Origin of the sequence: Aerosakkonema sp. BLCC-F183 (assembly GCF_041929145.1) — a bacterium.
Taxonomy (GTDB): Bacteria; Cyanobacteriota; Cyanobacteriia; order Cyanobacteriales; family Aerosakkonemataceae; genus Aerosakkonema.
Genome location: NZ_JBHFNU010000040.1, coordinates 124,886 through 149,121 on the forward strand (window position 1 = coordinate 124,886; position 24,236 = coordinate 149,121).

At 43.9% G+C, this 24,236-nt stretch carries 23 protein-coding genes, 1 tRNA gene and 1 other annotated feature; of the genes, 6 read left to right on the forward strand and 18 right to left on the reverse strand.

Features of this window, described 5'->3' with window-relative positions; all coding sequences use genetic code 11:
* Positions 1-11: 11 nt before the first annotated feature.
* The 6 genes from ACE1CD_RS10045 to ACE1CD_RS10070 form a co-directional block, all read right to left on the reverse strand.
* Entirely contained in the window at positions 12-740 is a 729-nt protein-coding gene (locus ACE1CD_RS10045) for a hypothetical protein (RefSeq protein ID WP_374823645.1), read from the reverse strand.
* A gap of 187 nt (positions 741-927) precedes the next feature.
* The gene (locus ACE1CD_RS10050) at positions 928-2,217 is read right to left on the reverse strand and encodes an ABC transporter ATP-binding protein (protein ID WP_374823648.1); all 1,290 of its coding nucleotides are present in this window, start codon (positions 2,215-2,217) and stop codon (positions 928-930) included.
* A gap of 137 nt (positions 2,218-2,354) precedes the next feature.
* Positions 2,355-3,215, reverse strand: a complete 861-nt coding sequence (locus tag ACE1CD_RS10055) for a glycosyltransferase family 2 protein (protein WP_374796661.1) — start codon at positions 3,213-3,215, stop codon at positions 2,355-2,357.
* A gap of 33 nt (positions 3,216-3,248) precedes the next feature.
* Entirely contained in the window at positions 3,249-4,592 is a 1,344-nt protein-coding gene (locus ACE1CD_RS10060) for a B12-binding domain-containing radical SAM protein (protein ID WP_374796659.1), read from the reverse strand.
* 104 nt (positions 4,593-4,696) lie between these two features.
* Complete coding sequence (locus tag ACE1CD_RS10065) at positions 4,697-5,536, reverse strand: ABC transporter permease (protein ID WP_374796657.1); 840 nt, start codon at positions 5,534-5,536, stop codon at positions 4,697-4,699.
* Positions 5,537-5,897: 361 nt separating this feature from the next.
* Positions 5,898-6,266: a CU044_2847 family protein gene (locus tag ACE1CD_RS10070; RefSeq protein ID WP_374796655.1), complete on the reverse strand. Its 369-nt coding sequence runs from the start codon at positions 6,264-6,266 to the stop codon at positions 5,898-5,900.
* 75 nt (positions 6,267-6,341) lie between these two features.
* On the opposite strand from ACE1CD_RS10070, the gene ACE1CD_RS10075 reads away from it, so the two are divergent.
* Positions 6,342-8,717, forward strand: a complete 2,376-nt coding sequence (locus tag ACE1CD_RS10075; protein WP_374823651.1) for a caspase family protein — start codon at positions 6,342-6,344, stop codon at positions 8,715-8,717.
* A 368-nt stretch (positions 8,718-9,085) separates the two neighbouring features.
* On the opposite strand, the gene ACE1CD_RS10080 is transcribed toward ACE1CD_RS10075, so the two are convergent.
* Positions 9,086-9,715, reverse strand: coding sequence for a Uma2 family endonuclease (locus tag ACE1CD_RS10080; protein WP_374823654.1), 630 nt, complete (start codon positions 9,713-9,715; stop codon positions 9,086-9,088).
* A 171-nt stretch (positions 9,716-9,886) separates the two neighbouring features.
* On the opposite strand from ACE1CD_RS10080, the gene ACE1CD_RS10085 reads away from it, so the two are divergent.
* From ACE1CD_RS10085 to ACE1CD_RS10105, 5 genes are all read left to right on the forward strand, one after another.
* The gene (locus tag ACE1CD_RS10085; protein ID WP_374823657.1) at positions 9,887-10,426 is read left to right on the forward strand and encodes a hypothetical protein; all 540 of its coding nucleotides are present in this window, start codon (positions 9,887-9,889) and stop codon (positions 10,424-10,426) included.
* A gap of 14 nt (positions 10,427-10,440) precedes the next feature.
* Positions 10,441-11,298, forward strand: coding sequence for a Uma2 family endonuclease (locus tag ACE1CD_RS10090; protein WP_374823660.1), 858 nt, complete (start codon positions 10,441-10,443; stop codon positions 11,296-11,298).
* A 227-nt stretch (positions 11,299-11,525) separates the two neighbouring features.
* On the forward strand, positions 11,526-11,849 hold the full coding sequence (locus ACE1CD_RS10095; RefSeq protein WP_374823663.1) for a hypothetical protein: 324 nt from the start codon (positions 11,526-11,528) through the stop codon (positions 11,847-11,849).
* A gap of 20 nt (positions 11,850-11,869) precedes the next feature.
* Positions 11,870-12,415: a GIY-YIG nuclease family protein gene (locus ACE1CD_RS10100; RefSeq protein ID WP_374823665.1), complete on the forward strand. Its 546-nt coding sequence runs from the start codon at positions 11,870-11,872 to the stop codon at positions 12,413-12,415.
* A gap of 146 nt (positions 12,416-12,561) precedes the next feature.
* A complete protein-coding gene (locus ACE1CD_RS10105; RefSeq protein ID WP_374823668.1) occupies positions 12,562-14,220 on the forward strand; it encodes a protein kinase in 1,659 nt (552 codons plus the stop codon).
* Between the two features lie 379 nt (positions 14,221-14,599).
* Here ACE1CD_RS10105 and rplL read toward each other — a convergent pair whose 3' ends face one another.
* The 11 genes from rplL to ACE1CD_RS10160 all read right to left on the reverse strand — a co-directional run bounded on the left by rplL (position 14,600) and on the right by ACE1CD_RS10160 (position 24,139).
* A complete protein-coding gene (gene rplL / locus ACE1CD_RS10110) occupies positions 14,600-14,989 on the reverse strand; it encodes a 50S ribosomal protein L7/L12 (RefSeq protein WP_374796640.1) in 390 nt (129 codons plus the stop codon).
* A 121-nt stretch (positions 14,990-15,110) separates the two neighbouring features.
* Complete coding sequence (gene rplJ / locus ACE1CD_RS10115) at positions 15,111-15,668, reverse strand: 50S ribosomal protein L10 (RefSeq protein ID WP_374796638.1); 558 nt, start codon at positions 15,666-15,668, stop codon at positions 15,111-15,113.
* 158 nt (positions 15,669-15,826) lie between these two features.
* Positions 15,827-15,997, reverse strand: a sequence feature (ribosomal protein L10 leader region).
* 82 nt (positions 15,998-16,079) lie between these two features.
* Complete coding sequence (gene rplA / locus ACE1CD_RS10120) at positions 16,080-16,793, reverse strand: 50S ribosomal protein L1 (RefSeq protein ID WP_374796636.1); 714 nt, start codon at positions 16,791-16,793, stop codon at positions 16,080-16,082.
* A gap of 131 nt (positions 16,794-16,924) precedes the next feature.
* On the reverse strand, positions 16,925-17,350 hold the full coding sequence (gene rplK, locus ACE1CD_RS10125) for a 50S ribosomal protein L11 (protein ID WP_374796634.1): 426 nt from the start codon (positions 17,348-17,350) through the stop codon (positions 16,925-16,927).
* Between the two features lie 7 nt (positions 17,351-17,357).
* The gene (gene nusG, locus ACE1CD_RS10130; RefSeq protein WP_374796632.1) at positions 17,358-18,008 is read right to left on the reverse strand and encodes a transcription termination/antitermination protein NusG; all 651 of its coding nucleotides are present in this window, start codon (positions 18,006-18,008) and stop codon (positions 17,358-17,360) included.
* Complete coding sequence (gene secE, locus ACE1CD_RS10135; protein WP_374796630.1) at positions 18,005-18,229, reverse strand: preprotein translocase subunit SecE; 225 nt, start codon at positions 18,227-18,229, stop codon at positions 18,005-18,007. The genes nusG and secE overlap by 4 nt, the downstream gene beginning before the upstream one ends.
* 411 nt (positions 18,230-18,640) lie before the next feature.
* Positions 18,641-18,713, reverse strand: a tRNA-Trp gene (locus ACE1CD_RS10140).
* Positions 18,714-18,791: 78 nt separating this feature from the next.
* Positions 18,792-19,157 carry a 50S ribosomal protein L19 gene (gene rplS / locus ACE1CD_RS10145; RefSeq protein WP_374796628.1) on the reverse strand — a complete coding sequence of 122 codons (366 nt, stop codon included), beginning with the start codon at positions 19,155-19,157 and terminating at the stop codon, positions 18,792-18,794.
* A 238-nt stretch (positions 19,158-19,395) separates the two neighbouring features.
* Positions 19,396-21,135 (reverse strand): iron uptake porin, encoded by a 1,740-nt coding sequence (locus ACE1CD_RS10150; protein ID WP_374796626.1) that lies wholly within the window; start codon positions 21,133-21,135, stop codon positions 19,396-19,398.
* A gap of 206 nt (positions 21,136-21,341) precedes the next feature.
* The gene (locus ACE1CD_RS10155; RefSeq protein WP_374796624.1) at positions 21,342-21,917 is read right to left on the reverse strand and encodes a Crp/Fnr family transcriptional regulator; all 576 of its coding nucleotides are present in this window, start codon (positions 21,915-21,917) and stop codon (positions 21,342-21,344) included.
* A gap of 74 nt (positions 21,918-21,991) precedes the next feature.
* Positions 21,992-24,139, reverse strand: coding sequence for a PhoX family phosphatase (locus ACE1CD_RS10160; protein ID WP_374796622.1), 2,148 nt, complete (start codon positions 24,137-24,139; stop codon positions 21,992-21,994).
* Positions 24,140-24,236: the final 97 nt, after the last annotated feature.

Consider the following 24,236-nt stretch of genomic DNA (forward strand, 5'->3'; position numbering starts at 1 on the left):
TACTTGCCAGACTAATTTTTTATAATTTGAGAAACTCGTCTCTTAATTCTTTCTATGAGTCTTAGCCTCTGCTTTATATCCAGGTAAATTAAATTTATACCTTTGATATAATTGGGAGTGTTGACTTGTTTATCGAACTCTACCCAGGCTTTTGCATTCACTTCCTGACAATAGTGAGAGACAGTTGGCTTAGCAGATTGAGGTACTGCAATAATCACATCTTCGATTATTATAATGTATCTATCGCTGCGTCCTGAGTGGAGAGCATTAAGTACCGCAGTAATATCCGGCCATTGTTCTATCCTGTGAGGAGGCATTGGAGGAGATGTAAATAACCTCGCATCATCAATCAAGATAAAATTTTCAAATTCTGACTTATTAATAATATCGATCTCTTCAAGTAGAGGACATTCATCGTTTTCTCCATAAGTTATGCCGCCACTCCAATGTGCATCTAACCAAAAAAAACTTGCACTTTCCAGTCGAGTTACTATTTTCGTTAGTTCCGTCCTTGAGTCTCCAAAGCGGAATTCTATATTCTCAATATGGTGAAAATTTTTAACTGTTTGTTCGTAAATCTCCTGACAATATTCAACCGTAAAGACATTTTTAAATTGTTGCGATGCCCAAAGTGCCGTACCTCCGTAAGCGGTACCCGTTTCGACAAAGTTTATAATACGAAACTCTGCCCCTAACTGAGCTACTAAATCATTAGGTGGCCCCATTCTTACTATACCCAATATAGCCTCCTTGAAATCACAGGTGAAATCTCAATTGACCAAAAACCGTAATAATTGTCTGGGTGAAACTCAAAAACATTTAATAATATCTCTATCTATTTTAGCACAGTTTATCTGGGAATTTATTATTTGTTTGATTTTTATATTTATTTTTTTGTTAGTAATTCTATAGGAATATCTCTAACTATCAATTTAGTTTTATTTCCCATGTTGAATCAACGAGACAAACACCATGAGATATGGGTGGAACCTCCCCATAACCATAGAAATCTCCATCAACTACCGTTAGAGTTACAGCGTCTTCCACATAGTCATAGTAAGTCGCCTCCATGCCATTATTAGGCATAATACTGTAGGCTATTCTATAATTAGCTGGTGGCAAAGGTAAACGCTTTATTTTACAAATAAATAACCCACTTTTGTCGATCGCACCAAAATCGCTTTGAGTAAGCCTGCTGTGTTGGATAAAAACTGGTGTATCCCACTCAGTTTTTACCATTAAACTTGCAACAGTTTTTTTAAGCTGATTTCCTGGTTTAAGCTCAAAATAAAAATAAATGTTGATATTCTGACCGGAAGCTGCTGCGTCTAAAATATTATCTTCCTCATCTCTAATTTCAATCGCCACTACCCTGATTTCGCCCGAACCTTGCCTGTCAGTGCGCTCTTTTAGAGAAATGACACTTGCCGAAAAATTTGTGAGATACTTGCTTATTGAATCGGTCTGGTTACCCACATATTGAAGTTTCCCCTGATGCAAGACAATACCACACCGACATAGCTTTTCTACTGCTGCCATATTGTGGCTGACAAACAAAACTGTGCGACCTTCCTTGGTCGCGACATCTCCCATTTTTCCCAAACACTTCTTTTGAAAAGCAGCATCTCCAACCGCCAGCACTTCATCAACTACTAAAATTTCTGGTTCTAGGTGTGCTGCTACTGCAAAGGCTAGCCTAACATACATTCCAGAAGAATATCTTTTAACCGGTGTATCTAAAAATTTCTCTACTTCAGCAAAGGCGACAATCTCATCAAACTTTTGTTTAATTTCTGCTTTACTCATACCCAGGATAGCACCGTTAAGATAGATATTTTCTCTGCCAGTCAACTCTGGGTGAAAACCTGTTCCTACTTCCAACAAACTTGCTACGCGACCTTTGATAAAAATGCGACCTATGCTTGGTTCTGTAATGCGACTCAAAATTTTTAATAGTGTCGATTTCCCTGCACCATTGCGACCGATGATACCTACTACGTCGCCCTGCTTAATCTCAAAGGATACATCCTTCAAAGCCCAAAATTCTTCATAAGCTGGATTGGAAACTTTTTTGCCGAAAGGGTTGAGTAAATTTCGACTTAAATTCTTTGCTCCTCGTACCATTGACTCGCGCAAAGTTCTGTAAGGCAATCGTTCTTGATGCCCAATTAAGTACTTTTTACTCAGATTTTCTACGCGGATTACAGTATCAGACACGCCCTCAATTCCCACCTAAATTACACTGACTAACCTACTTTCTATAGACCCCATTTCCATTTTTGCTGTTTTCAAGCAATGCTTTAACTTACCTACGTTTTTGTATTATTACAGAAGATTTACCCTTCCTTTGTTTCTTATCCTTGCTTTCTGTTTTCTAAAAGTAACTTCAAATTGCGGTACGTTAAATACCAAGGTACGAACAGATCCAACGGAATAAAGTGGTAATTTTTATTCCGCTTTAAATCTCGATATAGCAGGTCTATCATCACTCCTTTTAAATGCACGTTGTAAGCATTATGCAAAAACCATTTAAATGTAATTTCTTTATAGGTGGGATAGCTGAATCTTAAGTATCTCCAGAATGTATCCAAAATAGAAGGAATGCTGTCATGGCGAAGATGGTTAACAATTGCAGCGGGTTCGTATACAATGTGATAACCTTTCTCGTAAATTCGCTTTGACATATCCACATCTTCTCCATTCGTTCTTAACTTCTCGTTAAACCAGCCCACCTCTTCTATTACAGATTTGCGGATCAGACTGTTGTTACCATACATAAATGGAGGATCGGACAAGCGATTATCTCCCCAATCTTGAGTCATATGTACTTTGCGCCAGCGATCGGCCCATGACTCCTGTACAATTTCCACTAATCTACCACCTGCAACGGCAATTTTTTCGTCTTCTTCTAAGGAAGCTACTAATTTCTCCAGCCAATGAGAATCGGCGACACAATCGGCGTCTAAAGACGCCACCCATTCATTGCTTGCATTCCGAAATCCGGTATTGCGGGCGGCGGAAAGTCCTTTATTAACTTCATGTTTGACGATCCGCACCGGGTATTGGGAAGCAATTTCCACAGTGCGATCGCGACTACCATCATCGATAACCAAAATTTCATCTACCGCATAGGTCTGATTTAATATTCCCTCTATACAACGAGCAATATACTTTTCGACATTGAAGCAGGGAATGTATAGCGAAATTTTTGGCATCGGAGCTTTTCCCACTAAACGATATAGAACAGACTAATTTTGTCTCAAATCCTCTACTAAAATCTGCATTTTTTTGCTGCCGTCTACTTCTCGTTTGTAATTTGAATCGATGGCCGCTCCCTCATACTTTTCTAGTTTGCCTTGTTTGCGGAGTGTATGGAGTGGAGTCCCCTCTATTTCGGCAGTTCCCGATTCTTGGAAGCTATCAAAAGGCAGAGAAGCTATGAAGCGTTTTGTGTCTAACATTTCCTCCTTGGTTTCTCCTGGTAAACCATAAGTGAAAGTGCCGTGAACAGTCATCCCGATGCGCTTTAACTCGCGCACGATCTGCGCGGCATACTCCAGATCTAAGTGCTTATTGACGATCTTGTCTACCACTCTTTGGTTGCCGCTCTCAAACCCTAACTTGACACCAAAACAACCGCTTTCCTTCATCAGCTGCCAGGTTCCCATTTGGATGGTATCAGCTCGACACATGGCTGACCAAGGAATGCCAATTCGAGACATCACTTCGCACATTTTCACGACATGGTTGTTGCCCAAGTTGAATGTATCGTCGTCGAAGTAAATACACTTGAATTGGAAGCGATCGATTAATTCTCGGATAAAAGCTTCCATATACTCCGGCGAATACTGGCGTACAGTGCGCGTTTTTGTACCGTCCGGGTCGTTACCGGTCATAGCGGCAGGCCATACGCAAAAGATACACTTGAACGGACAACCGCGACTGCTCCAAATCTGGGCGTGAGGCGCTACTTGCCCAACTGGATTGCCGTCCCAGTAACGGTGAGCGTGAAGTTCATCAAAATAAGGAAAGGGCGCTGCGTTCATTTCTGCTACAGTTAGCAGGTCAAAGTCAATAATGCCAGATTCTCCTTTGAGGACGCGGACGCTGCCTTTTTCGTATTCACCTCTAATGCAGGCGTGAACGGGATAATTATTTAAAATTTCTTCTGACTTAATGGTTGTAATCGGCCCTGTTACTACGATTTTAGTGTCTGGCAGACGTTTGTGGATTTGTTCGAGCAAAGAGCGATCGTGTTCCCAACTGGGTGTGGCAATTTCAATGAATATGTAGTCGTACTTTTCTTCTTCTAAATGCCTAAAGTAACTCTTGTAAGATTCCCGTAAAGCAATACTGTCACGGAACCTTACATCGTATCCCGTCTCTTTTTTGGCATAAGTTGTGGCATAGCCCATGAAGAACGGGTAAGGTAGGTATTCGCCAAACTTAAAATTATCTGGGCTACAGTTACTGACATAGGTAAAAGGCCATCGGGAACCTGCTCTGACGCCAACACGCCAGTGTCTTTTCCAGAACCAGTATCGGCCTTCTTTTTTTTCCCACCACGGTGGATTGCTAAATAAAACTTTCATCCTATCTTCTCCTTTTTTTTATCATTAAATAAACATTTTTTATTTTACAGGTTATCCCGTATTACTGGGATTTTGTCATAGCTTATTTTCCCTCTTAATCCTACTTATATTACATCAGCAAAAGTGCGTTCGGTTTTGCGAAAGTACCATATACCGCTGGCAAATAACAAGGCTACCAATGCTAAAGATAAACTAAACCCCGGCCAATAAAGTTTAAATTCTCCACCCAATATAGCCCAACGAAAGCCGTCAATCACTCCTACGATCGGATTCAAAGAGTAAAGCAAACGCCACTGTTGCGGTACAATGCTACTGCTAAAACCGACTGGCGATATGTAAAGACCAAACTGCACGATAAATGGCACGATATATCGGAAATCGCGATATTTGACGTTAAGTGCTGCTAACCATAACCCTGCGCCCATTGCTGCTGCAAAGGCAATCAAAATAAACAGGGGTAGCGTGAGTATACGCCAATCGGGTACAAAATTGTACCAAGCCATCAGCGCTAGCAAAATTATGCCGGAAACCATAAAGTCTACAAAACTAACGATTACGGCGGAAGCAGGTACTATTAAGCGGGGAAAGTAGACTTTTGAAATCAAATTGGCGTTACTAATCAAACTGTTGCTGCACTCTGTTAGCGCGTTGGCAAAGAATTGCCAAGGTAGCATAGCGGCAAAAACCAGTATGGGATAGTTGACAGTGGGAGTCTTATATGCTAATCCTGCCAATTTGCCAAACACAACAGTGAAAACAACCATTGTCATAAAAGGTCGAATCAAGGCCCAGGCGATGCCGATCGCAGTTTGTTTATACCGTACCAGAATATCCCGCCATGCCAGGAAGTAGAATAACTCCCGGTAGCGCCACAGGTCTTTCCAATATTGCTTTTCGGTGCGACCCGCCTCGATGATTAATTCTGGTTGACTGGAGTAACTCATATATGCAATGTATGGCAGGTAACAATTTTTTAGGTCAGAGGCGAGAGGTGCTTAGCACCCAGAGGTCTTGAGTACCTACAAGGTTCATGCCTTCCATTCCGATCGGCAATTCGTCAAAGTTTGTCAGTGTTTGAGTGTTTCTTTACTCATAAGGTTCCCATATCCCAGACTAAGATAACATCCTTGTCAAGGCGATCGACTCAGTTAAACCCAAATCCTCCAGCAGGGTCAGAAACCGGGTTTCTTGTCAGCGATCGAACTTGGAAGTCTATATTTTTCGTCGAGAAACCCGGTTTCTCAGCTTTTGCACTAAGCATCCTGGCCTATTTCACACCTTACTTATAGTTTTTGCACATCTACCTTAAGGATTAGTTTGGGTTTTTTGGCTGTTGGGATACTTACACTTAACTTCGATTTCAAAATTGCCCTCTGCCGAACTCTCGGTTAGAAAGGGAATCCCAGTTTTGCCATTTAGCTTGATGCCAAATTTGATTGTGACTTCTTCTACTTCTGCATCAGTAAAATTCTTGAATGCGCCTAGCACAAATTTGGTATAGCCGCGAATCTTTTTGTGAACGTCCTTGATGTTAACGGTGGGTATGCCAGCGCGGGTTACTGGGCCATCATCTTCTGCATCGGGGACATCGTATTCATTGTCTGACGGTTCGATGAAAAGTTCGTACTCCGTACCGTCTTCTTCTTTGACGAGTAGGCGTTCTACTTCTGACATGAGTAGGTTTGGTAATTTGCTGACTGCTATGTTGGTAAGGATACTCTAAAACGTCCGTATGCCAGATCAGGTTGTATGGTTCGATATGCGCTGGTGATTGGGATTGCTAATTATGAGAAGATTTCCCCAAATTTACCCAAAGCTGTGACTGATGCGGAGGCAATTGCCCAAATTCTCGAAAAAAAGGGCAATTTTCAGGATGTGGAACGCTTACCGAGACGGTGGATAAAGGAGGAAAACCGTTGGGAAGTGGCGCTGGATAAGAAACTGACGGCGAAAGATTTGGGTGAGGCGCTGAAAAAGTTTTTGTTGGAGAAGGCGAAACACCAAGAGGCGCTAATTTATTTTGCCGGACATGGTTTAGAGGTTGCCAGTTGGACGGATGAGAAGAAAGGATTTTTGGCAACTTCTGATTGTAGCAGCGACGGACGCAATGGGATTTGGTTGGATGATTTGAATAAATTGATTGGTAAGTCGGAAGTTAGCAATTTGGTGATGTTGCTGGATTGCTGTCATGCTGGATATGCGCTAGAACGAAAACTGCTGGATGATAGCTTGACAGCTTTTGGGAAAAAGACCGATTACTATTTGATTACTGCCTGTCGTGGGTTTGAAAAAGCGCTGGAAGCTAAGGAACACGGGGTTTTTACTGGGGCAGTTCTGAAGGGATTGGGGGATGATAATGCTGATGAGGATGGGCGAGTTAGTGGCGATCGCCTTTTCGACTTTATCACATCAGAACTCAAGGGTAGCGGTCAAGAACCGATTCGTATGGGGTGGGGACGTTCGATTACTTTAGTTCAATATCCGCCAAAACAGAAGGTAAAAGTTGTTAAGGAAGATTGTCCCTATCGAGGATTAAGGTATTTTGACAAAGAACATAAGGATTTCTTTTTTGGACGGGAGAAAGTCATCCAGCTGCTATGGCAAAAGCTGGGACAAGCAAATTTTGTGCCGATTATTGGCGCGTCGGGGAGTGGCAAATCTTCCGTAGTTCGGGCAGGTTTGATTCCTAAGTTAGAGGAAAATGGCTGGGAATTGTTAGCCAAAGAACCGATTTTGCCTGGGGTGGAACCATTGGCGGAATTGAAGCGTGCTTTTAACGGTTGGTTTGAGCGATCGCAATTGCCAGAAATCTATTCTCTCATGGAAACGGCTGGTTTACCTGCGGTAATTGAAAAATTACCCGGTTTCCAGCGGTTGTTGTTAGTCGTGGATCAATTTGAGGAAGTGTTTACCCTTCGTTCTCTGGATAAAGATGAACAGACGCGGCGATTTATTGAATTGCTGACCAAAGTAGCAGAAATTCCCGACTCCCGGTTGGCAATTGTGACGACAATGCGGGCGGATTTTATGGAATATTGTTTGAGTTATGAGTCGCTGACTGAGTTGATTCAAAATCAAGCGGTGTATATGCCGCCTTTGTTGGGAGCAGAATTAGAGGAGGCAATAGCAAAACCTGCTCATCTTCAAGGTTATCATCTGGAAACTGGTTTGCTGGGAGCGATTTTGGATGATGTGGGTAAAGAGAAAGACTGTTTACCTTTGTTGCAGTTTGCGCTGACGGAACTTTGGGAAAAATGCGACAACCAAAAGCATCAGCTAACTTTAGGAGAGTATCAAGCGCTGGGGGGAGTAACTGGGGCGCTGAACCGTCACGCGGAAAAGGTTTATAGATATAAGGATTTTCAGAAAGATTTGCCGCAGGAAAAGAGAACAGCGGAAGAACAGGAATGGATAAAGCTGATATTTTTAAGGTTGGTGCGAACGGGTGAGGGGGAGAAGGATACTAGACAAAGGCAACCGAAAGCTAAATTGTTGGGTATTGCTAGGGATAATTTAGCGGATGGGCAAGTTATTAATGATGTTTTAGATCGGTTGATTCACGGACGTTTGTTAGTCACTGGCAAAGAAAATCAACAAGAAGAAGTTTGGGTTGATTTAGGCCATGAAGCTTTGATTGAAGGCTGGGATAGTTTTGCCAAGTGGCGGCAGGAGAGTCGGGAAATCTTAATACTGATTAGCCGGGTAGAATATGCTTTAAGAGAATGGCATAAGCAAGAAAATGATGACGATTTAATGTCGAGGGGATTGCTACGTCAAGTCCAAGAAAAATGGTCATATTTAGAACCATACTTGACAGCAGACGCCATTTCTTTTTGTAAAATTAGTCAGATTTATTGGCAGGGACAAGAAATCTTAGCTATTAACAACACTAGCGGCATAAAGGGAATTCAAAACCGCTTATCTTATGAAATTCGTACTCGTATGAATAGTATGATTGGTTCCCTACGTTTGCTAGCGGACGATCTGATTGATACTCCGGAAGAACAGGTAGAATTATTAGAGGAATCTTACAGTTCAGCCATTAGTATTCTTAACACCATTGAGCTATTCGAGAATACTATCACGCTCCGCTCGACTAAAACTGAGCCAACTGAGCCAAACTAAAATTTTTATAATTTCTAAATTTAGGTAGCTTTCCTTACCTAGATGGATGCAAACTCAGCAAAGATTATTCGGGATATCTTTAACTCAGTGCCAATGGCCAAATCTATCTATGGACTGGAGTTTACTTCTTACAATATGTACGATTATCCGCTTGTAATATGGATTGAAGTATCTACAAATTCGGTTTTTATCCGTTTCGTAATCTGCTTAAAACACTGCATAAATTTGCTATAAATATAATAATCTCAAACACTTATTGGACTCTTGTCGATGAGCCTTGAAACCTCATCAATGAGTTTTTCAATCTTGCCAATAAGAAGTAACTCCTCTCTTGCGAGTCTTTGAAACTCACCAATGAGAAATAATATCTACAGGGCGATCGCAAAAACCTGCTGTGGCGATAAATTGAACTGAGGAAAAGTCGGAGAACTAATCGGAGTGTTTTCCGTAAATGGATTCATCTGATATTCCCCATCCTCCAAATTACAAACAAAAAATGTAGGTCGCTTAGGGTCGCCGATGAACTTTTTCGGCCCCAATGCTGCATAATCAACAATCCAATATTCCTGAATTCCCATCTCCTCATAATCTCGCAGTTTATTATAGTAATCGTCACGCCAATTAGTTGAAAAAACTTCAACAATTAATTTAACTGAATCAGGATTTTGGATAATCGATTCGCTTTCCCATCGTGGTTCATCCCCCAAAACTTCTTGGTTCAAAACAATGATATCCGGCTCATAACCAGATTGTTCCCGTTTAGGTTTAACAATTGATTCTCTAGGAATAGTCCAAATACCCCCTTTTCCCATCTGCCTAATAATTATCAATAGTTGCTCGATGAGGGAACCTGTTAGATTTGAATGTTTTCCCTTTGGCTTAGGTATTTCGATAATTACTCCCTCATGCAGTTCGTACCGGACTTCTGAGTTTTCGGGATACCAGTTGATAAATTCATCAAAGCTGTATAGTTTGGGTTCAGTTTGGGGTTGAGTCATATTAGTTTTGGTGAGCAGCAAACAGTTCTAATTTGTCCCGCATCACAATGTCTAAAATTTCAAATAACTATTTATTAACCACTAATATATAGTATAATATCACAAATGATAAAATATCAAAAACTCTACTTAATTTATAGCTAAAATAAATGGGTGGCGAGGAGGTTTTTAGTGGCTGAAACAATCCGAGTCTATGGCTATCATGGCACAAGCGCAGACGCAGCAGCAGCAATTATTCAGCGAGGTTTTAACATCAGTTCCAATGACTACGACTGGCTAGGAACAGGCGTTTACTTCTTCCAAGATGCACCTTTACGCGCTTGGGAATGGGCAAATCAACAACATCCCACAAATCCGGCTGTTATCCGTTCAGTTATCCGTTTGGAAGATAGCATGGATTTACTGGATATCAAGTGGTTTCCACTGCTGAGAAATATATACAATTCATTTGTGGAGGAGTACAGACAAACAAATAGACCTTTACCTCGGCAAAATCCTGAGCGATCGAAAGCGCATAGGCTAGACTGTGCTTACTTTAACTATATAGTTGATATTCTCCAGAATTCCGGCGAGAGCATTCGTATTATTCGAGCCGTATTCTTAGAGGGTGAGCGTGTGTTTCCCAATTCAGCTATTTTCGATCGCGCCCACATTCAGATCGCAGTCAGAGATACTTCTCTGATTGAAGAATCTTGTTTAATAGAACCATAAGGAGGAATTAACTAATGGCCGATCCAAAAAGATGCGCTGAAATACTTTACAAACATTTTGCAGAAATTACCACCGAGCAGTTCCTTGAAAATCTGAAAAAATCATCTCCAGAATTATTTGATGAGGATGATGAAAACTCAGAAATATTGCCCGCTGAAACAACCTCAGAAATCATTTACCCAGACAGCGACGGACAACCAATTGCAGACAACACTAAACAATTTCGCTGGATCGTTATTATCAAAGAAAACCTCGAAATTTTGTTTGCCAACAACGATGATGTCTTTGTCGCTGGCGATCTACTTTGGTATCCTGTTCAAGGAAATAATACCATTCGGCAAGCACCTGATGCGATGGTAGTATTTGGTAGACCGAAAGGCGATCGAGGTTCCTACAGACAATGGTCAGAAAATAATATTCCTCCCCAAGTTGTTTTTGAAATCCTATCCCCTGGTAATCGCACTGGTAAAATGTTGCAAAAAACGATATTTTATCAACGCTATGGCGTAGAAGAATATTACATTTACGATCCAGACGATGTAGAATTAACAGGCTTGCTCCGTTCTGGCGATTGGTTAGAACCAATTGAACAAATGAATGGGTGGGTAAGTCCTCGTTTGGGTATTCGATTTGAACTTAAAGAAGATACCTTAGAAATTTATCGCCCGGATGGACAAAAGTTTCTCACTCCGGTGGAATTGGATAGGCTGAGAGAAGAGGAACGTCAACGGGCGGAACAGGAACGAGAAAGGGCAGAAAATGCGATCGCGCAACTCGAACAAGAGAAAAGGTTGCGTCAAGAGTCACAACAACGCTATCAAGCTTTGATAGAAAAATTGCGAGAACAAGGAATTAACCCAGAACAGTTCTGAGCAACCTTGACTGTCAAGTGCGATCGCACTTTTTCTGACTTCTGCAAAATGCGATCGCCTAGCTTCGATCGAGCGATTCTAAGACACCTTCCATAAACTATTTTGCAACAAAACCGACCCAGCGAGTAAACTTCACAATTTTTAATTTTATTCCTGTCCTCATTTAGCTGACATGAGTCACACAATCTCATAATCTAGTAAAAGTCCCTATATGAAATTTGAATCGAATGCCTCTCAAAATCATCGAAAATTTTGATAGCAGCTTCACCCTTGACCCAGAAGCAAAAGAAAGCCTGTTTGGTTTACTAAAAAATGAAGCCTTTCTCCAGCAAGTTGCCGAACAGGTAAAATGCCAGCAAGTTGAATTTACCGAATTACTATTTCAACCAGTACCATACAGCGCCGCCACCCCCAAAGGAATGCCAGCGGAATTTGAGCCATATTACCAATCTCCGGAACACGCTATTATCAATGTACCGCCTAATTTTATGTTCAAAGCCAAGATTTTTAACCCCAGTCGCCTCTGTGCGATTTATCGCAAAATCGGATAACAAAACTCTGAATCAAACCAATGACAACTCAAACAGATATTCCCTCTCTTGCCAGTTTAGCAGAAATCTCCTATCTCGATGAAGCTGGCAAATTACCTGAGAGTTTGCAAGGTAAAATAGGTGTCTACGCAATTTTTGATGAAGAGAAAGCGCTCGAATTTGTCGGTTATTCTCGCGATGTTTATCTCAGTATCAAACAGCACTTCGTCCGTCAGCCGCAAAAATGCTACTGGCTGAAAGTACAAACAATTGAAAAGCCTAATCGGACAATTCTAGAAAATACGATGAATGCTTGGATTTCCGAAAATGGCGCTACCCCGGTTGGCAATGGAGTTGATAAAGTGAAATGGACAGAATCTATTGATGTCAAACCGCTGATGACGGATGAAGAAAAGGCGAATTATGAAAAGGCAGCAGGAGAAGAGTTGGCGCAATCTAAACTGCTCAAAAATGTGGCTCGTCGAGTAGAAACTGAAATTTTAGCAGCGTTAAAATCTCGCGGTTGCCAAGAGGATATTCGCTTTAACCCGAAATTGAAAGATAGCGGTTTGTTGGATTTGAAATAGGGAATCAAGTTGTAGGTTGGGTTAAATAAAGCGAAACCCAAGTATTTAATAATACTAAGTTGGGTTTCGTTCCTCAACCCAACCTACAAGCTGCGTGCATCTGCGGTTTTCAATCTTTATACTAGAACCAGAGTGAATAGTATCTCATGTCGCTGAAGCTCTTGAACAATCGCTATCAACTCGTACAAGCGATCGCAACTGGTGGATTCGGTCAAACTTTCCTCGCCGAAGACACTCATCTGCCTTCCCGCCGTCGTTGTCTGCTCAAACAGCTTAAACCAGTTGCCCATAATCCGCAAGCATATCAACTAATTCAAGAGCGTTTTGCGCGAGAAGCAGCTATTCTGGAAAAACTCGGCAATTCTCACGACCAAATTCCCGATTTATACGCCTATTTTGAAGAAGGCGGACAATTTTATTTAGTTCAGGAATGGATTGAAGGTCAAACTTTAACAGAAAAGTTACAGCGAGAAGTAAAATTAAGCGAATCTAGCGTCCGCGATATCCTCATAAATATTTTGCCCGTTATCGATTACGTTCACACTCAGGGTATCATCCATCGAGATATCAAACCTGACAATATCATTTTGCGGCAACGCGATAACAAACCGATTTTAATTGACTTTGGCGCAGTCAAAGAAACCATGACCACGGTGATGAATTCCCAAGGCAATCCTACTAACTCAATGGTAATTGGAACGCCTGGGTTTATGCCTTCGGAACAAGCAGCAGGTAGACCAATATTTTCTAGCGATTTATACAGTTTGGGTCTAACTGCCATCTATCTGCTGACGGGAAAATTGCCTCAAGAATTACAGGTTGATTCCCAAACGGGTGAGTTGATTTGGCGTCAAAATGCCCCCAATATTAACCGTAACTTGGCGGCGGTATTGGATAAGGCGATTCGATCGCATCCACGCGATCGCTTTTCTACCGCCAGACAAATGCTAGACGCCTTACAAACTTCTCCTACCCCTGTTGGTGGTGTCCCCCTTTCCCAGCAGGAAACGATCGCCGTATCCCCAGGTGGCGCATCCACCCAAGCAGTTAAAATTCCTCATCCCTCCAATCGTTCCAGGGAGTGGAAAAAAGCCGCGATAATTGCAGGTGGAATCGTTGGTGCTGCGTTTATTATTGGGATTGCGATCGCCAAATCTCGCCAACCGATCGCACCGCAACCAGTGGTAAAAAAAGATACTTCATCCCCGACTCAGAACTCTCCCACTTCCACCCCATCAACCTCAAATCCAATACCAGAAAAAACCTCTTCCCCCGCGATTGAGAACTCTCCCACTTCCACAGGATCAACCCCAAATCCAGTAGCAGAAAAAACCCCTTCCCCATCACCAACTCAAGAATCTATTAACCAAAATAGATCGACGCGGATTTCGACTCGCGGATTCGTACCCGGTTTTCCTGTTGGTACGCCAGAATCTACAGTCAGAAATACTTTGGGTAATCCCAGCAAAATTACTAAAGGCGTCTGGAAAAATACCCGCGCCGTACTCTATGAAGATTTTGTCCCAGGTGAAGTTAGCTTAGGTTATTTATTCGATCGCAATACCCAACTTTTGCGCCAAACCGAAGTAGCATTCGATCCCTCGGTAGACTCGGAATCGATGTTTAAAACTCTCAATGAAATGTTAGGCAGTCCAGCATCACGGGAGATAAAACTACAGCTAGAAAGAGTGTATAAAAGAGAAAAAAATAGATATTCGTTTGCTGTAGGCGATCTAAAAGGAGTAATTGAACGAAACGATCGCGATCGCATTTACATCGGTATTTGGGATGAAGATTTACACTAAATATGGGGTCTTTTGAGTCGAGCGTGAAAAATGTTTGTGTCTGTCACAGATATTTCTATGGTGGGTGACGGCACGGGAACTTAATTATCGATAGAAAGTGGTTAACTTATCGCCCGTGCCTAACCCACCCTACGATTAATATCATGTCCGGTAGCATCGGTTGCATAAAAAATGCGTTCTTATCTGCGTTCATCTGCGTTTATCTGTCTTCATCTGCGGTAAAAATTTAACCCCCGATCTCCCACAGATAATCTTTCGCCATGTACTATCAATGCAACCGGACACGATATCAATAAGTTTTTATTATTACTAATCAGCAATAAAAAAAAGTCCCATTTGGGACTCTTTAAATGCAAATGCAAGGTAATAATGCCAGCGATTACTTAATAGAAGCTTTACCGCCCGCTTCTTCAATTTGCTTCTTGATATCTTCGGCTTCTTCCTTCTTAATGGCTTCCTTAATCGCTTTAGGAGTAGCTTCCACCAAATCTTTGGCTTCTTTCAGACCCAAACCGGTAATGCTACGTACAACCTTGAGAACGCCAATTTTCTTGTCAGCAGGAACTTCTTCCAGAGTGACGGTGAATTCGGTTTGTTCTTCTACTGGTTCAGCAGCAGCAGCAGCAGCAGGAGCCATCATCATCATGCCACCAGTAGGAGCAGCAGCGCTAACGCCGAAGGCTTCTTCAATTTGCTTAACCAGTTCGGCAGCTTCCAACAGAGTCAAAGTTTTGAGTTGTTCGAGAATTTGATCGGTAGTAGCAGACATTGATAAACTCCTGAGAATTGTTTAGATAATTTGGTCATCGGTCATTAGTCATTAGCCGTCGGTCAAAAGTTAGCGGTTTTGGAAATTAACTACTAACTATTGACAACTGATAGCTGACAAACTAAGCGGCTTCGCTTTCGGCGGCACCATTGTTTTCCTTGTCCTTGTCGGCCACAGCTTGAAGGCCACGAGCCAGAGAAGAAGGAACTTCGTTGATCGCGATCGCAATTTTGGCAGTCACAGAATTCAAAGCACCAGCAATCTGAGCCATGAGCTGTTCCTTGGATGGCAGGTCAGCGATCGCCTTGACAGCATCTTGATTTAAGGCCCGACCTTCCATGACGCCACCGCGAAGTTCCGACTTCTTGGTAGCTTTTTGGAAATCTTGATAAGCCTTAATCGCGCCGCCGATGTCTTCCTTGACGAGGAGAAAAGCAGAAGAACCTTTGAGGAATTCCTGCATTGGCTGCCATTTCTCATCGTCTTGAACGGCAATTCCCATCAGCGTGTTTTTAGTCACCTTGCAAACAGTACCGGTGGGACGCAGCCGTCGCCGCAAATCGGTGATCTCAGCAACAGATAGTCCTTGGTAGTCGATCGCGACTACCAGCTGAGACTGGCTCAAGGTTTCCTTGAGGTCAGCAATAATTGCGTCTTTGTTTTCTCGCGTTCTACCCATACTTATTTCACCTCCTTACTTTGGGAACTGGGGTTAGGGCGTCGGGATTAGGGGCTAGGGCGTTGGGAAGAGGGAGAGGGAGGAATTCTGACTTCTGACTTTTGACTTTTGACTTTTGACTTTTAACTCCCCCTCCCCCTCCCACATCTCGCCGTTTTTGACACAATCAAAAACCCCAGCCTTCGAGCCGGGGTGACGAGATCGCATTCTTTTCGATCGACCGCTAAAACTCAAACGAGTAAGTGGTAAGAATGCGAACTTTGGTGTCTACCTCGGCAGGAAATTAAGCCATTAGCTCCTGCTGTCATTGGCGCAAGCGTATTCAGTTAGTTGATTTTGGATTTTGGATTTGAGATTTTGGATTGCTTATTTAATTTCAATCTAAAATCTAAAATCTAAAATCTAAAATTTTTAAGCTGCTTCTGTCAGCTTCAAATCGCGCAGGCCGCTAATATCAACCTCAATCGAGGGCCCCATTGTAGCAGACACATAGATAGTGCGCCAGTAGCGGCCTTTAGCACCAGAAGGACGGTTGCGATCGATTGTTTCTTGCAATGCCTTCAGATTCACCAGCAAATCTTGGGCGGAGAAAGATGCCTTGCCGAACAGAATGTGAACAATCCCTGTTCGGTCTGCCCGGAATTCTAGTTTACCAGCTTTGAACTCTGCGATCGCTGCCCCCAGATCGTTAGTTACCGTACCCCCCTTGGGCGACGGCATCAAACCGCGTGGGCCTAGCAACTTACCCAGCTTTGCCACCTGCGGCATCACATCTGGCGTTGCGATCAGCTTATCAAAATCCATTCTGCCTTTTTGGATTTCGTCGATCAGCTCCTCTGAGCCAACCACATCTGCACCTGCATTACTTGCTTCGGTTACTTTTTCCCCGCGAGCAATTACTGCCACCCGTACTGTCTGTCCAGTTCCTTTGGGCAGCACTACCGTTGTCCGCAATTGTTGATCGGCGTACTTCGGGTCAATTCCCAACCGGATGTGAGCTTCTGCCGATTCGGGAAACTTAGCCGTGGCGGTTTCCTTTAACAAATTTAACGCTTCTAACGGCTCGTAAGGCCGCTCTTCCACTTTCTTACGCAGTTCTTGCATTCTGCGCGATTCTTTCTTCATTCTTTATCTCTCCTGGGGTTGATGGCGAAGCCAATCGCTTCTCCCCCGATCAATTTTGGATTTTGGATTTTGGATTTTGGATTTATTCTGAACTTTGAAGTCAATTCAGAGTTATCTTGCCTCAGCTACAACTAATCTGTAACTGTGACACCCATATTGCGAGCGGTTCCTTCCACAATCTTCATCGCTGCATCAATGTCATTAGCATTGAGGTCAGGCAATTTAGTTTGGGCAATTTCTCTCAATTGCGACCGCGTAATCGAACCAACTTTCTTGCGGTTGGGTTGATCCGAACCTTTCTCAACTCCAGCCGCCTTGGTAATCAAAACCGAAGCTGGAGGAGTTTTCAGCACAAACGTGAAACTGCGATCCTCGTAGACGGAAATTTCTACGGGAACCACCATTCCAGCTTGATCCGCAGTTCTGGCGTTGTATTCCTTACAAAACGCCATAATATTCACCCCATGCTGACCCAGTGCTGGGCCGACAGGCGGGGCTGGGTTGGCCTTTCCTGCTGGCAAGGCCAACTTAATTATTGCAACAACTTTTTTGGCCATTTATTCTTTAGCTCTGTTTTTGAACCTGATTGAATTCCAATTCCACTGGCGTATCGCGCCCAAAGATCGAAAGTAATGCCTTGAGCTTGCTACGTTCGGGACTTACTTCAATCACCTCTCCTTCAAAGTCTTTGAAGGGCCCTGAAAGCACGAGGATTCTGTCACCCACAGCCATATCGATTTTGACGACTGGCTCTTGCTCGCGAGTTTGCTTAAAGATTCTTTCTACTTCTGCTTGACTCAGCGGCACTGGTTTGACGTGACCCCGGCCACGTCCGTAGCGGCGTTTTTGTTCAGCCCCTACAAAATTAATCACATTTGGCGTATTTTTGACAACCTGCCAACTTTCATCGTCCATGATCATCTGGACAAGTACGTAGCCGGGGAAAACTTTTTCTTCGCCATGTTGTCTGCTGCCGTCTTTGCGAATTTTTACGGCAGGTGTTTGCGGAATTTCTACTTGTAAAATGCGATCGGCCACATCCAGAGTTTGGATGCGTTGCTCCAGGTTTGTTTTTACGCGCTTTTCACAGCCTGAAGCTACCTGCACGGCATACCAACGGGAGCCTTCTTGCACCTCGTCTGGAGATAATTGTTCTACGTCCAGGGATGCTAAGTGCCGATCTCGATCGCGTTGTTCGTCTGTTGCGGAACTCATCCGAACACCTTTGTTGATGCCCAACTAAAAAAGTTATCTACTAAATAGATCAGAAGTGCAGAAAGAATCACCATCAGAATGACCGCAGCCGATTCGCTGATTAACTGCTGCCTGCTAGGCCAGACTACTTTATCCAGCTCTTCCTTGGTTCCCTGCACAAACTTGCCGACACTAAACCCTGCTTTCGTTTCCTCAGTCTCTGCTTCGCCTTTTTTTGCCACGCTCCCTTATTCCCCCTTTCTTCCCTCTACTTTTGACTGCACAACAATGCTTGCCAAACTTTAAGTTTGGTTGCCACACACTAGAAGGCGATCGCTAACCACCCAAAAAAACAATTATACCCTAAAATTGTTTCTCTTTAGGATAATCAGACTCAAAACCACCCCCAGGCATTTGTCTGGAGGCGGTTTATTCTTAAATTATTATAGCGCTATATTTGATATTCATTTGATAGTCAAACAGAAAGCGATCGTCCAAAATACCGCAGCTTGCGAGTGGATAATGTACAACATTTGAAAGAGCAGCGGAGCGGGGGAGTGGGGGAGTGGGGTAATTAAGATTTTCCCTCTTCCCTCTCCCTCTTCCCTAATCCGGACGCCCGACGCCCTTTTTTTGACTTTTGACTTTTCCTACGCGCCCTGGAGGACTTGAACCCCCGACATCAGGTTTTGGAGACCTGCGTTCTACCAACTGAACTAAGAGCGCTCGCTGATTTATGTGCCGAATTTGATTATAACAACATTATGAGAGTCTGTGCAAGAGACTCCCATATTTTTACCAAAACTAGGACATGGGACGGTCAAAGCGTTGCTTCAGACGAGTGGCCTTACCGACGCGATCGCGCAAGTAGTACAATTTAGCACGACGAACTTGGCTTCTCCGCAGCACCTTGATGCTAGAAATTCTGGGAGAGTGAACTAAAAACACCCGTTCCACCCCAACGCCTTGAAAGATACGGCGCACGGTGATTGTTTGGTTAATACCCGTATTGCGCTTGGCAATCACAACACCTTCATAAGGCTGTACCCGCTCTTTACCGCCTTCTTGAATTACGACCCCAACCTTAACAGTATCGCCTATATGGATTTCGGGTAGATCTTTTTTTAGCTGTTCCCCTTCTATCGATCGAATTATTTCTTGTGCATTCATAAAAATCTCCGGGAATGTGTAAACCGTGTGTCTGGTCAACTAGGGTTTCCGGTTGGAAGTCCCCGATTATAACCGGGGTCGTTGACAATATTTCTAAAAAACTCACAATTTTTTATCATACATCGATATAAGTATAAAAGTCCAGAGTATACCAGAAAAGCAAGTAGGGTGGGCAATGCCCACCCCGCTCGTATAGGTATTGTCGTTCGCTCCGATATCGCCAATTCCCTTGCAGTGCTTAGAACGTAAATGTCGTCCGCACTGTACCCACATAAATGGTGTCGTTGTTGTCGTTATGTTCTGGATTGAGAATCACAAAAGCACCGGGGGTAATTGAGATATTGTCGTTGACGCGGATACGGTAGAAAGCCTCCAAGTGATAGGAAGTATCGGGATCTTCAGCAGCATCGCTATCGGTAACTCTGGGTGGCTGACCCGCGACAAAACCCAGCAGGTTACCCTTTCTGCCAAAGTCAGGTAAACCGAGAGTTACGGCATAGTTGATGATAGTTGCATCTTGATCGGCAACTCCGTCTTCCCGGTGAGCATCTGTATAACCTCCCCAAGCAGAAAGAACAAATTTGGGGCTCAATCGCAAAGTTGCTTCTAGCCCGAAATGGTCTGCGGAAGTAGCAACGCGACCAAACGGCTGGGCAGCTATAGAGCTACCAGTGCTTCCGGACAGGTTAACATTACCTGGGTGGTTATTGAAAGAGCGGACGTAAGTCAGACCCAAACCAAAAGTGTTGCTTGGCCGGAAAGATAACTGAGCCATTGCAGCATAGTTACCGTCGAAAAGCCCAAAGCTATCGGTGGGATTATTAGCAATGCCAGCACCCGCCATATAGCCCAAACCTAGACTGATAGCTTTGCTGAATCTATGTTCGATTGCTGCGCCCGCACCACCTTCAGCTTGTCGATAAATCGGGTTAAAGCGTCCAAATCGAGATATAGAACCAGTTCCAGAAGATTCAAACAGCGGGTTGAAGTTATAGAAAAAGTCGTTATACTCACCCCCGTTAGCGATCAAATGGACTGTTGTCCGAGAGCCCAAGGGGAAACGATAAATTAACTGGGATAGAGTGACATTGTTATTGTCATCGTTGCCGTCAACCCCCAAACGGGTCATATTCGTACCCGTGACACTGCCACTAAAAGGAGTGATATTTCGGGCTTGCAAACGAGTTCTCAAACGGTCTTTGCCAGTAAAGCTGGTATCGAAATTCAGACGTACTCGGTCAGCGAAAATGGCATTATCCTGCAAGTCAGGATTATTATTTTCATTATCATCCCGATCGGCTGCTTTATCGCCAAACACACTAGATAGAGCGAAAATAGCTTCTCCCCTCAGCTTGGTAGTGGTAGAGAACTGCTGCGCTTCCAATTTCGCCGTGCGAGCTTCCAATGTGTCTACACGACCCCGCAGGGTGGTGAGTTCGGCTCTAAATTCCTCTTGCAAACGCCTGAGCCGCTCCAAGTCCTCTGCACTTACATCCGGACGTATGGTACCGATCAGTTCTTGAATGCGATTCAAGCAAGAATTTAAACCGGCGGCAAATTCGTAGCGAGTCAAAGCACGGTTGCCGCGATAAGTGCGATCGGGATATCCTTCAATACAGCCATAGCGCTCTACCAGAGATTGCAGAGCTTGGAATGCCCAGTCTGTCGGTTGCACGTCCCGCAATTGGGACACGGAAGTAACTTGTTCCAGACCGTTGGTTTGCTCGGTGTACTGATTGATTTGGTCTATAGTTCCGTTAGAAGTGTTGTTCGAGCTTGGCTCGACAATGGCCGGTGGCTGATTGTAGCGATCGATTTGGTCTAGCATAGTGCCAGCTTCTTGCTGGGCATTGCTAGAGGGTTGGTTAGCGATTGTCGTCGAAGATTCCTCTGCTGCCAGAGTACCGTTAGCTACCAGAATTGTTGCACCCAGAAGAACGGGGCTGAGTCTTAGCGCGTTCCAAAGCGTTTTTGACATCTTATCTTTGTTGCCTCACACCAAATTTGACTGTACGATAAAGCCTCAAAATCGACTCAAACAGGTCGCAGAGTATTCCATATACCTTCTCAGGTTATTTTATAACCACCTGCATCTCCACTGAACAAGATATGTGTAAGTAAACTTACTGGCATATACTCAAAAAAGCTACGATGAGAAGGCGATCTCTCACTTTACTTTTGAGGTCAAACAGTCTGTTTTTGTTTGCCAAGAATCAAAAAGCGCCCCCGTCGGCTAAGAATACCTTCTTGTTCAAACTGGTTGAGTAACCGAGTTACAGTTACTCGCGTTGTACAGATAACTTCCGAGAGCGCTTGATGGGTTAACGGCAGTTCGATTAATTTTCCTGCCTCTACTTCGCGACCGAACTTACAAGCTAACCAGTATAGTAATTGTAGCAAGCGTACCTGAATTGGTCTGTTGTGGATGATACAAAGAATTTCTTCGTTCTGTTGAATATGCAATATGCAAGCATCCATAATTTGATACCAAAGATTAGAGGGTACCAAACAGACTTCCACACTTGTTAAACATTCGATCTGATATGGTTCTAGTTTAGATAAAGGTTTGCCAACCACATCCCCCGCTCCCCAGAATCCGAGAGTTATCGGTCTTCCATCTTCGCTCCAAGTTAAAGTCCGGACAATGCCGCGCTCTATTTTCCATAAATTTTCGGAGTGTAGGGGGAGTAAATCGCTACAGCTAAATGTCAGCTGCTTGAGATTGGTAAGGTTTAGAGGAGCGGGAGCAGAGAGCGCCATAAAATTTTGGGGTTTGGTAGTGGGTAGTGGATAGCGGCTAATGGGTGATGCTTATTACCATCAGTCATCAGCTACTAAGCAATTGGTTTGGCGTCGAGGCGTCGAATCGCTACAACGGCTGGTTTTGGTGGGTCATTTTTACTTTTTCCAGGCCAATTGGAGCCAATCGGAACAGTGCGAGTTTGCTTGAACTTCTGACCGTCAGCTGTTCTCATCTCAAACTCGCGAGTTTCGCTAGCTGCATTTTGGCGAATTCCTTTAATTTCTCCAGGATGCTGTACCGATAAAAATAAAGTTTGTCGGTCTTGAGTAAAGAAAGGCCCTGTGGTTTCGCAATCCATCGGGCCCATACCGAACAGGTAGGCGTTACCTGCGTTTGGCCCAGAAGTGGGGATATACCAAATCGAGTTGTTGCCGAAGCAACCTCGTCTGAAAGGGTCGCCCGCATCGTTAAGTGCTGCTGAGGACATATCGGTAACCATCCAGACGTTGTTATCGCGATCGATCAGCAGGTTGTCGGGATTGGAAAAGCCAGCCCCACCGTCTGCGGGTTCGCCACCCATCGCTAACATCTGCCAACGAAAGGTCATTGCTGCTGGGTCGTTGTTATCTTCCGTCAGACGCATAATCCAGCCAAATTCCCAAGGGCTTTCTCCTTTCGGCCCCTTGAAAATGCGTTTGTCTGGGCCACCCTCACCCCCAGGCGAACCGGAAGTGAAGGTGATATAAAGTGAGCCATCGCCTGCTACTTCCGTGTCTTCGGGACGCGCCGTGGCGGTTGCTCCAGCCGCATTGGCAGCAAAGTGTGCATCGATGAGAATGGCTCCTTGTTTTTCTTGGGCGTTACCTATGTAGAGGTCACCCAGAGTCTTAAATTTTTGTTTAAAACTGTTGACTTCTGCGTCTGTTTTGGCATCAAAAATGCCTCCTTCCGGACGTTTGGGGAGGGGGAGCAATTTTCCCTCAAGGTTGCTGGGCGGGACGGGATTTATTGGGGTGCTGGGTTGGAGGGCAATCCAGCGTCCGGTGCCATCTGGGTTAAAAACGGCGGCATAGAGCATTCCATCCGCGAGCAAACGGGAATTGGCTTTATCTTGGGGATTGCTGACGATGCCTTTGCTGACAAATTTATACAAGTGTCCGCCACGGCGATCGCACCCGGAATAAAATGCCAGCGGTTTGCCAGATACAACGCGAATGCCTACAGCTTCGTGCCTGTAGCGTCCCAGCCAGCTATGTTTGGTGCCGTAGTCGTTTGGGTTGGCTGGGTCTAATTCTACAATCCAGCCATATTTGTTACCTGCCAATCCCAGTACGTTACCTTGACCGAACAATTCTGCTTCGCCGATCGTGAAAGGTAGCTGGCTGGGGTCGAAAGAAGTGCCATCGGCATATACTGGTTCCGGTACTTGAATTTGGAAGTTTTCTTCGCCGCTGAGGACGGTTCCCCAAGGTGTTGTCCCGCCAGCGCAGTTGCCAAATGTGCCGATAATACGATCTCCCAATTTATCGATATACCCTTCGCCTTGGGTTTTGCGAAACACAAATGCCGCCGGCCCGGTAGTCTTTAAATAGCGATCGTCTTCTAAACCAGATATACCGCTGATGCGGCGATCGACTTGAGAATTTGTTCGCACCCATTTACCATCTGCATTTTTGCGAATCGAGATGACGCCGATTCCCTGATCGATCAAAGCTTCTTGACAAATTGCTTGGATTTTGGCTTTCAGATCCTTATCTTCCGGAGGTAAACCAAAAGCATTAATTCCATTTTTACCAGCAGCTTTTACAGCAGCTTTTACCTCTGCAAAAGGCAAAGCTTTTTGCATCACCTGCTGATAATTTTGAACCCAAGGTATAGGGCTGATGTACTCAAAATTGATGCTCAAATAACCTTCATCTTTTCCAGTTTCTATGAAAGACAAATAGTCATTATTATAGCCAAAACGAGAGTTACCTATTTTATCTCCCCACGCACCAATAATGTCATAGGTGAAGTTTTCTGGTAGCACGAGGTCATCCACCACTTCGTAAGTGCTATAATTCGGCACTTGTTCGGCATATGGAATTGTATCGATTTCCAGAGGCATTGGGCCTTTGACTGGCTGGAAGATAAGGTTGTTAAGAGCAAATTTTTTCCTGTTTGTTAAGAGCGTTACCGCTGCGATCGCGCCTGCACTCGCTCCTAACAATAACAAGAGTTCCCGTCTTTTGAGCTTCATAAAAGCTTTCGTTTTGGAAGATAAGCAAAGAATAGGCTGGGAAAAAGCCACGGCTTTGTACCCAACCTTACTATTGTAAGTTTAGGATCTGGTAAGA

What these genes read in the sequence shown, in the direction of transcription:
- ACE1CD_RS10055 (WP_374796661.1), bottom strand. Translation starts at nt 3,215, where the DNA reads ATGCCAAAAATTTCGCTATACATTCCCTGCTTCAATGTCGAAAAGTAT.
- ACE1CD_RS10060 (WP_374796659.1), bottom strand. Translation starts at nt 4,592, where the DNA reads ATGAAAGTTTTATTTAGCAATCCACCGTGGTGGGAAAAAAAAGAAGGC.
- ACE1CD_RS10065 (WP_374796657.1), bottom strand. Translation starts at nt 5,536, where the DNA reads ATGAGTTACTCCAGTCAACCAGAATTAATCATCGAGGCGGGTCGCACC.
- ACE1CD_RS10070 (WP_374796655.1), bottom strand. Translation starts at nt 6,266, where the DNA reads ATGTCAGAAGTAGAACGCCTACTCGTCAAAGAAGAAGACGGTACGGAG.
- ACE1CD_RS10075 (WP_374823651.1), top strand. Translation starts at nt 6,342, where the DNA reads ATGGTTCGATATGCGCTGGTGATTGGGATTGCTAATTATGAGAAGATT.
- ACE1CD_RS10080 (WP_374823654.1), bottom strand. Translation starts at nt 9,715, where the DNA reads ATGACTCAACCCCAAACTGAACCCAAACTATACAGCTTTGATGAATTT.
- ACE1CD_RS10090 (WP_374823660.1), top strand. Translation starts at nt 10,441, where the DNA reads ATGGCCGATCCAAAAAGATGCGCTGAAATACTTTACAAACATTTTGCA.
- ACE1CD_RS10095 (WP_374823663.1), top strand. Translation starts at nt 11,526, where the DNA reads ATGCCTCTCAAAATCATCGAAAATTTTGATAGCAGCTTCACCCTTGAC.
- ACE1CD_RS10100 (WP_374823665.1), top strand. Translation starts at nt 11,870, where the DNA reads ATGACAACTCAAACAGATATTCCCTCTCTTGCCAGTTTAGCAGAAATC.
- ACE1CD_RS10105 (WP_374823668.1), top strand. Translation starts at nt 12,562, where the DNA reads ATGTCGCTGAAGCTCTTGAACAATCGCTATCAACTCGTACAAGCGATC.
- rplL (WP_374796640.1), bottom strand. Translation starts at nt 14,989, where the DNA reads ATGTCTGCTACTACCGATCAAATTCTCGAACAACTCAAAACTTTGACT.
- rplJ (WP_374796638.1), bottom strand. Translation starts at nt 15,668, where the DNA reads ATGGGTAGAACGCGAGAAAACAAAGACGCAATTATTGCTGACCTCAAG.
- rplA (WP_374796636.1), bottom strand. Translation starts at nt 16,793, where the DNA reads ATGAAGAAAGAATCGCGCAGAATGCAAGAACTGCGTAAGAAAGTGGAA.
- rplK (WP_374796634.1), bottom strand. Translation starts at nt 17,350, where the DNA reads ATGGCCAAAAAAGTTGTTGCAATAATTAAGTTGGCCTTGCCAGCAGGA.
- nusG (WP_374796632.1), bottom strand. Translation starts at nt 18,008, where the DNA reads ATGAGTTCCGCAACAGACGAACAACGCGATCGAGATCGGCACTTAGCA.
- rplS (WP_374796628.1), bottom strand. Translation starts at nt 19,157, where the DNA reads ATGAATGCACAAGAAATAATTCGATCGATAGAAGGGGAACAGCTAAAA.
- ACE1CD_RS10150 (WP_374796626.1), bottom strand. Translation starts at nt 21,135, where the DNA reads ATGTCAAAAACGCTTTGGAACGCGCTAAGACTCAGCCCCGTTCTTCTG.
- ACE1CD_RS10155 (WP_374796624.1), bottom strand. Translation starts at nt 21,917, where the DNA reads ATGGCGCTCTCTGCTCCCGCTCCTCTAAACCTTACCAATCTCAAGCAG.
- ACE1CD_RS10160 (WP_374796622.1), bottom strand. Translation starts at nt 24,139, where the DNA reads ATGAAGCTCAAAAGACGGGAACTCTTGTTATTGTTAGGAGCGAGTGCA.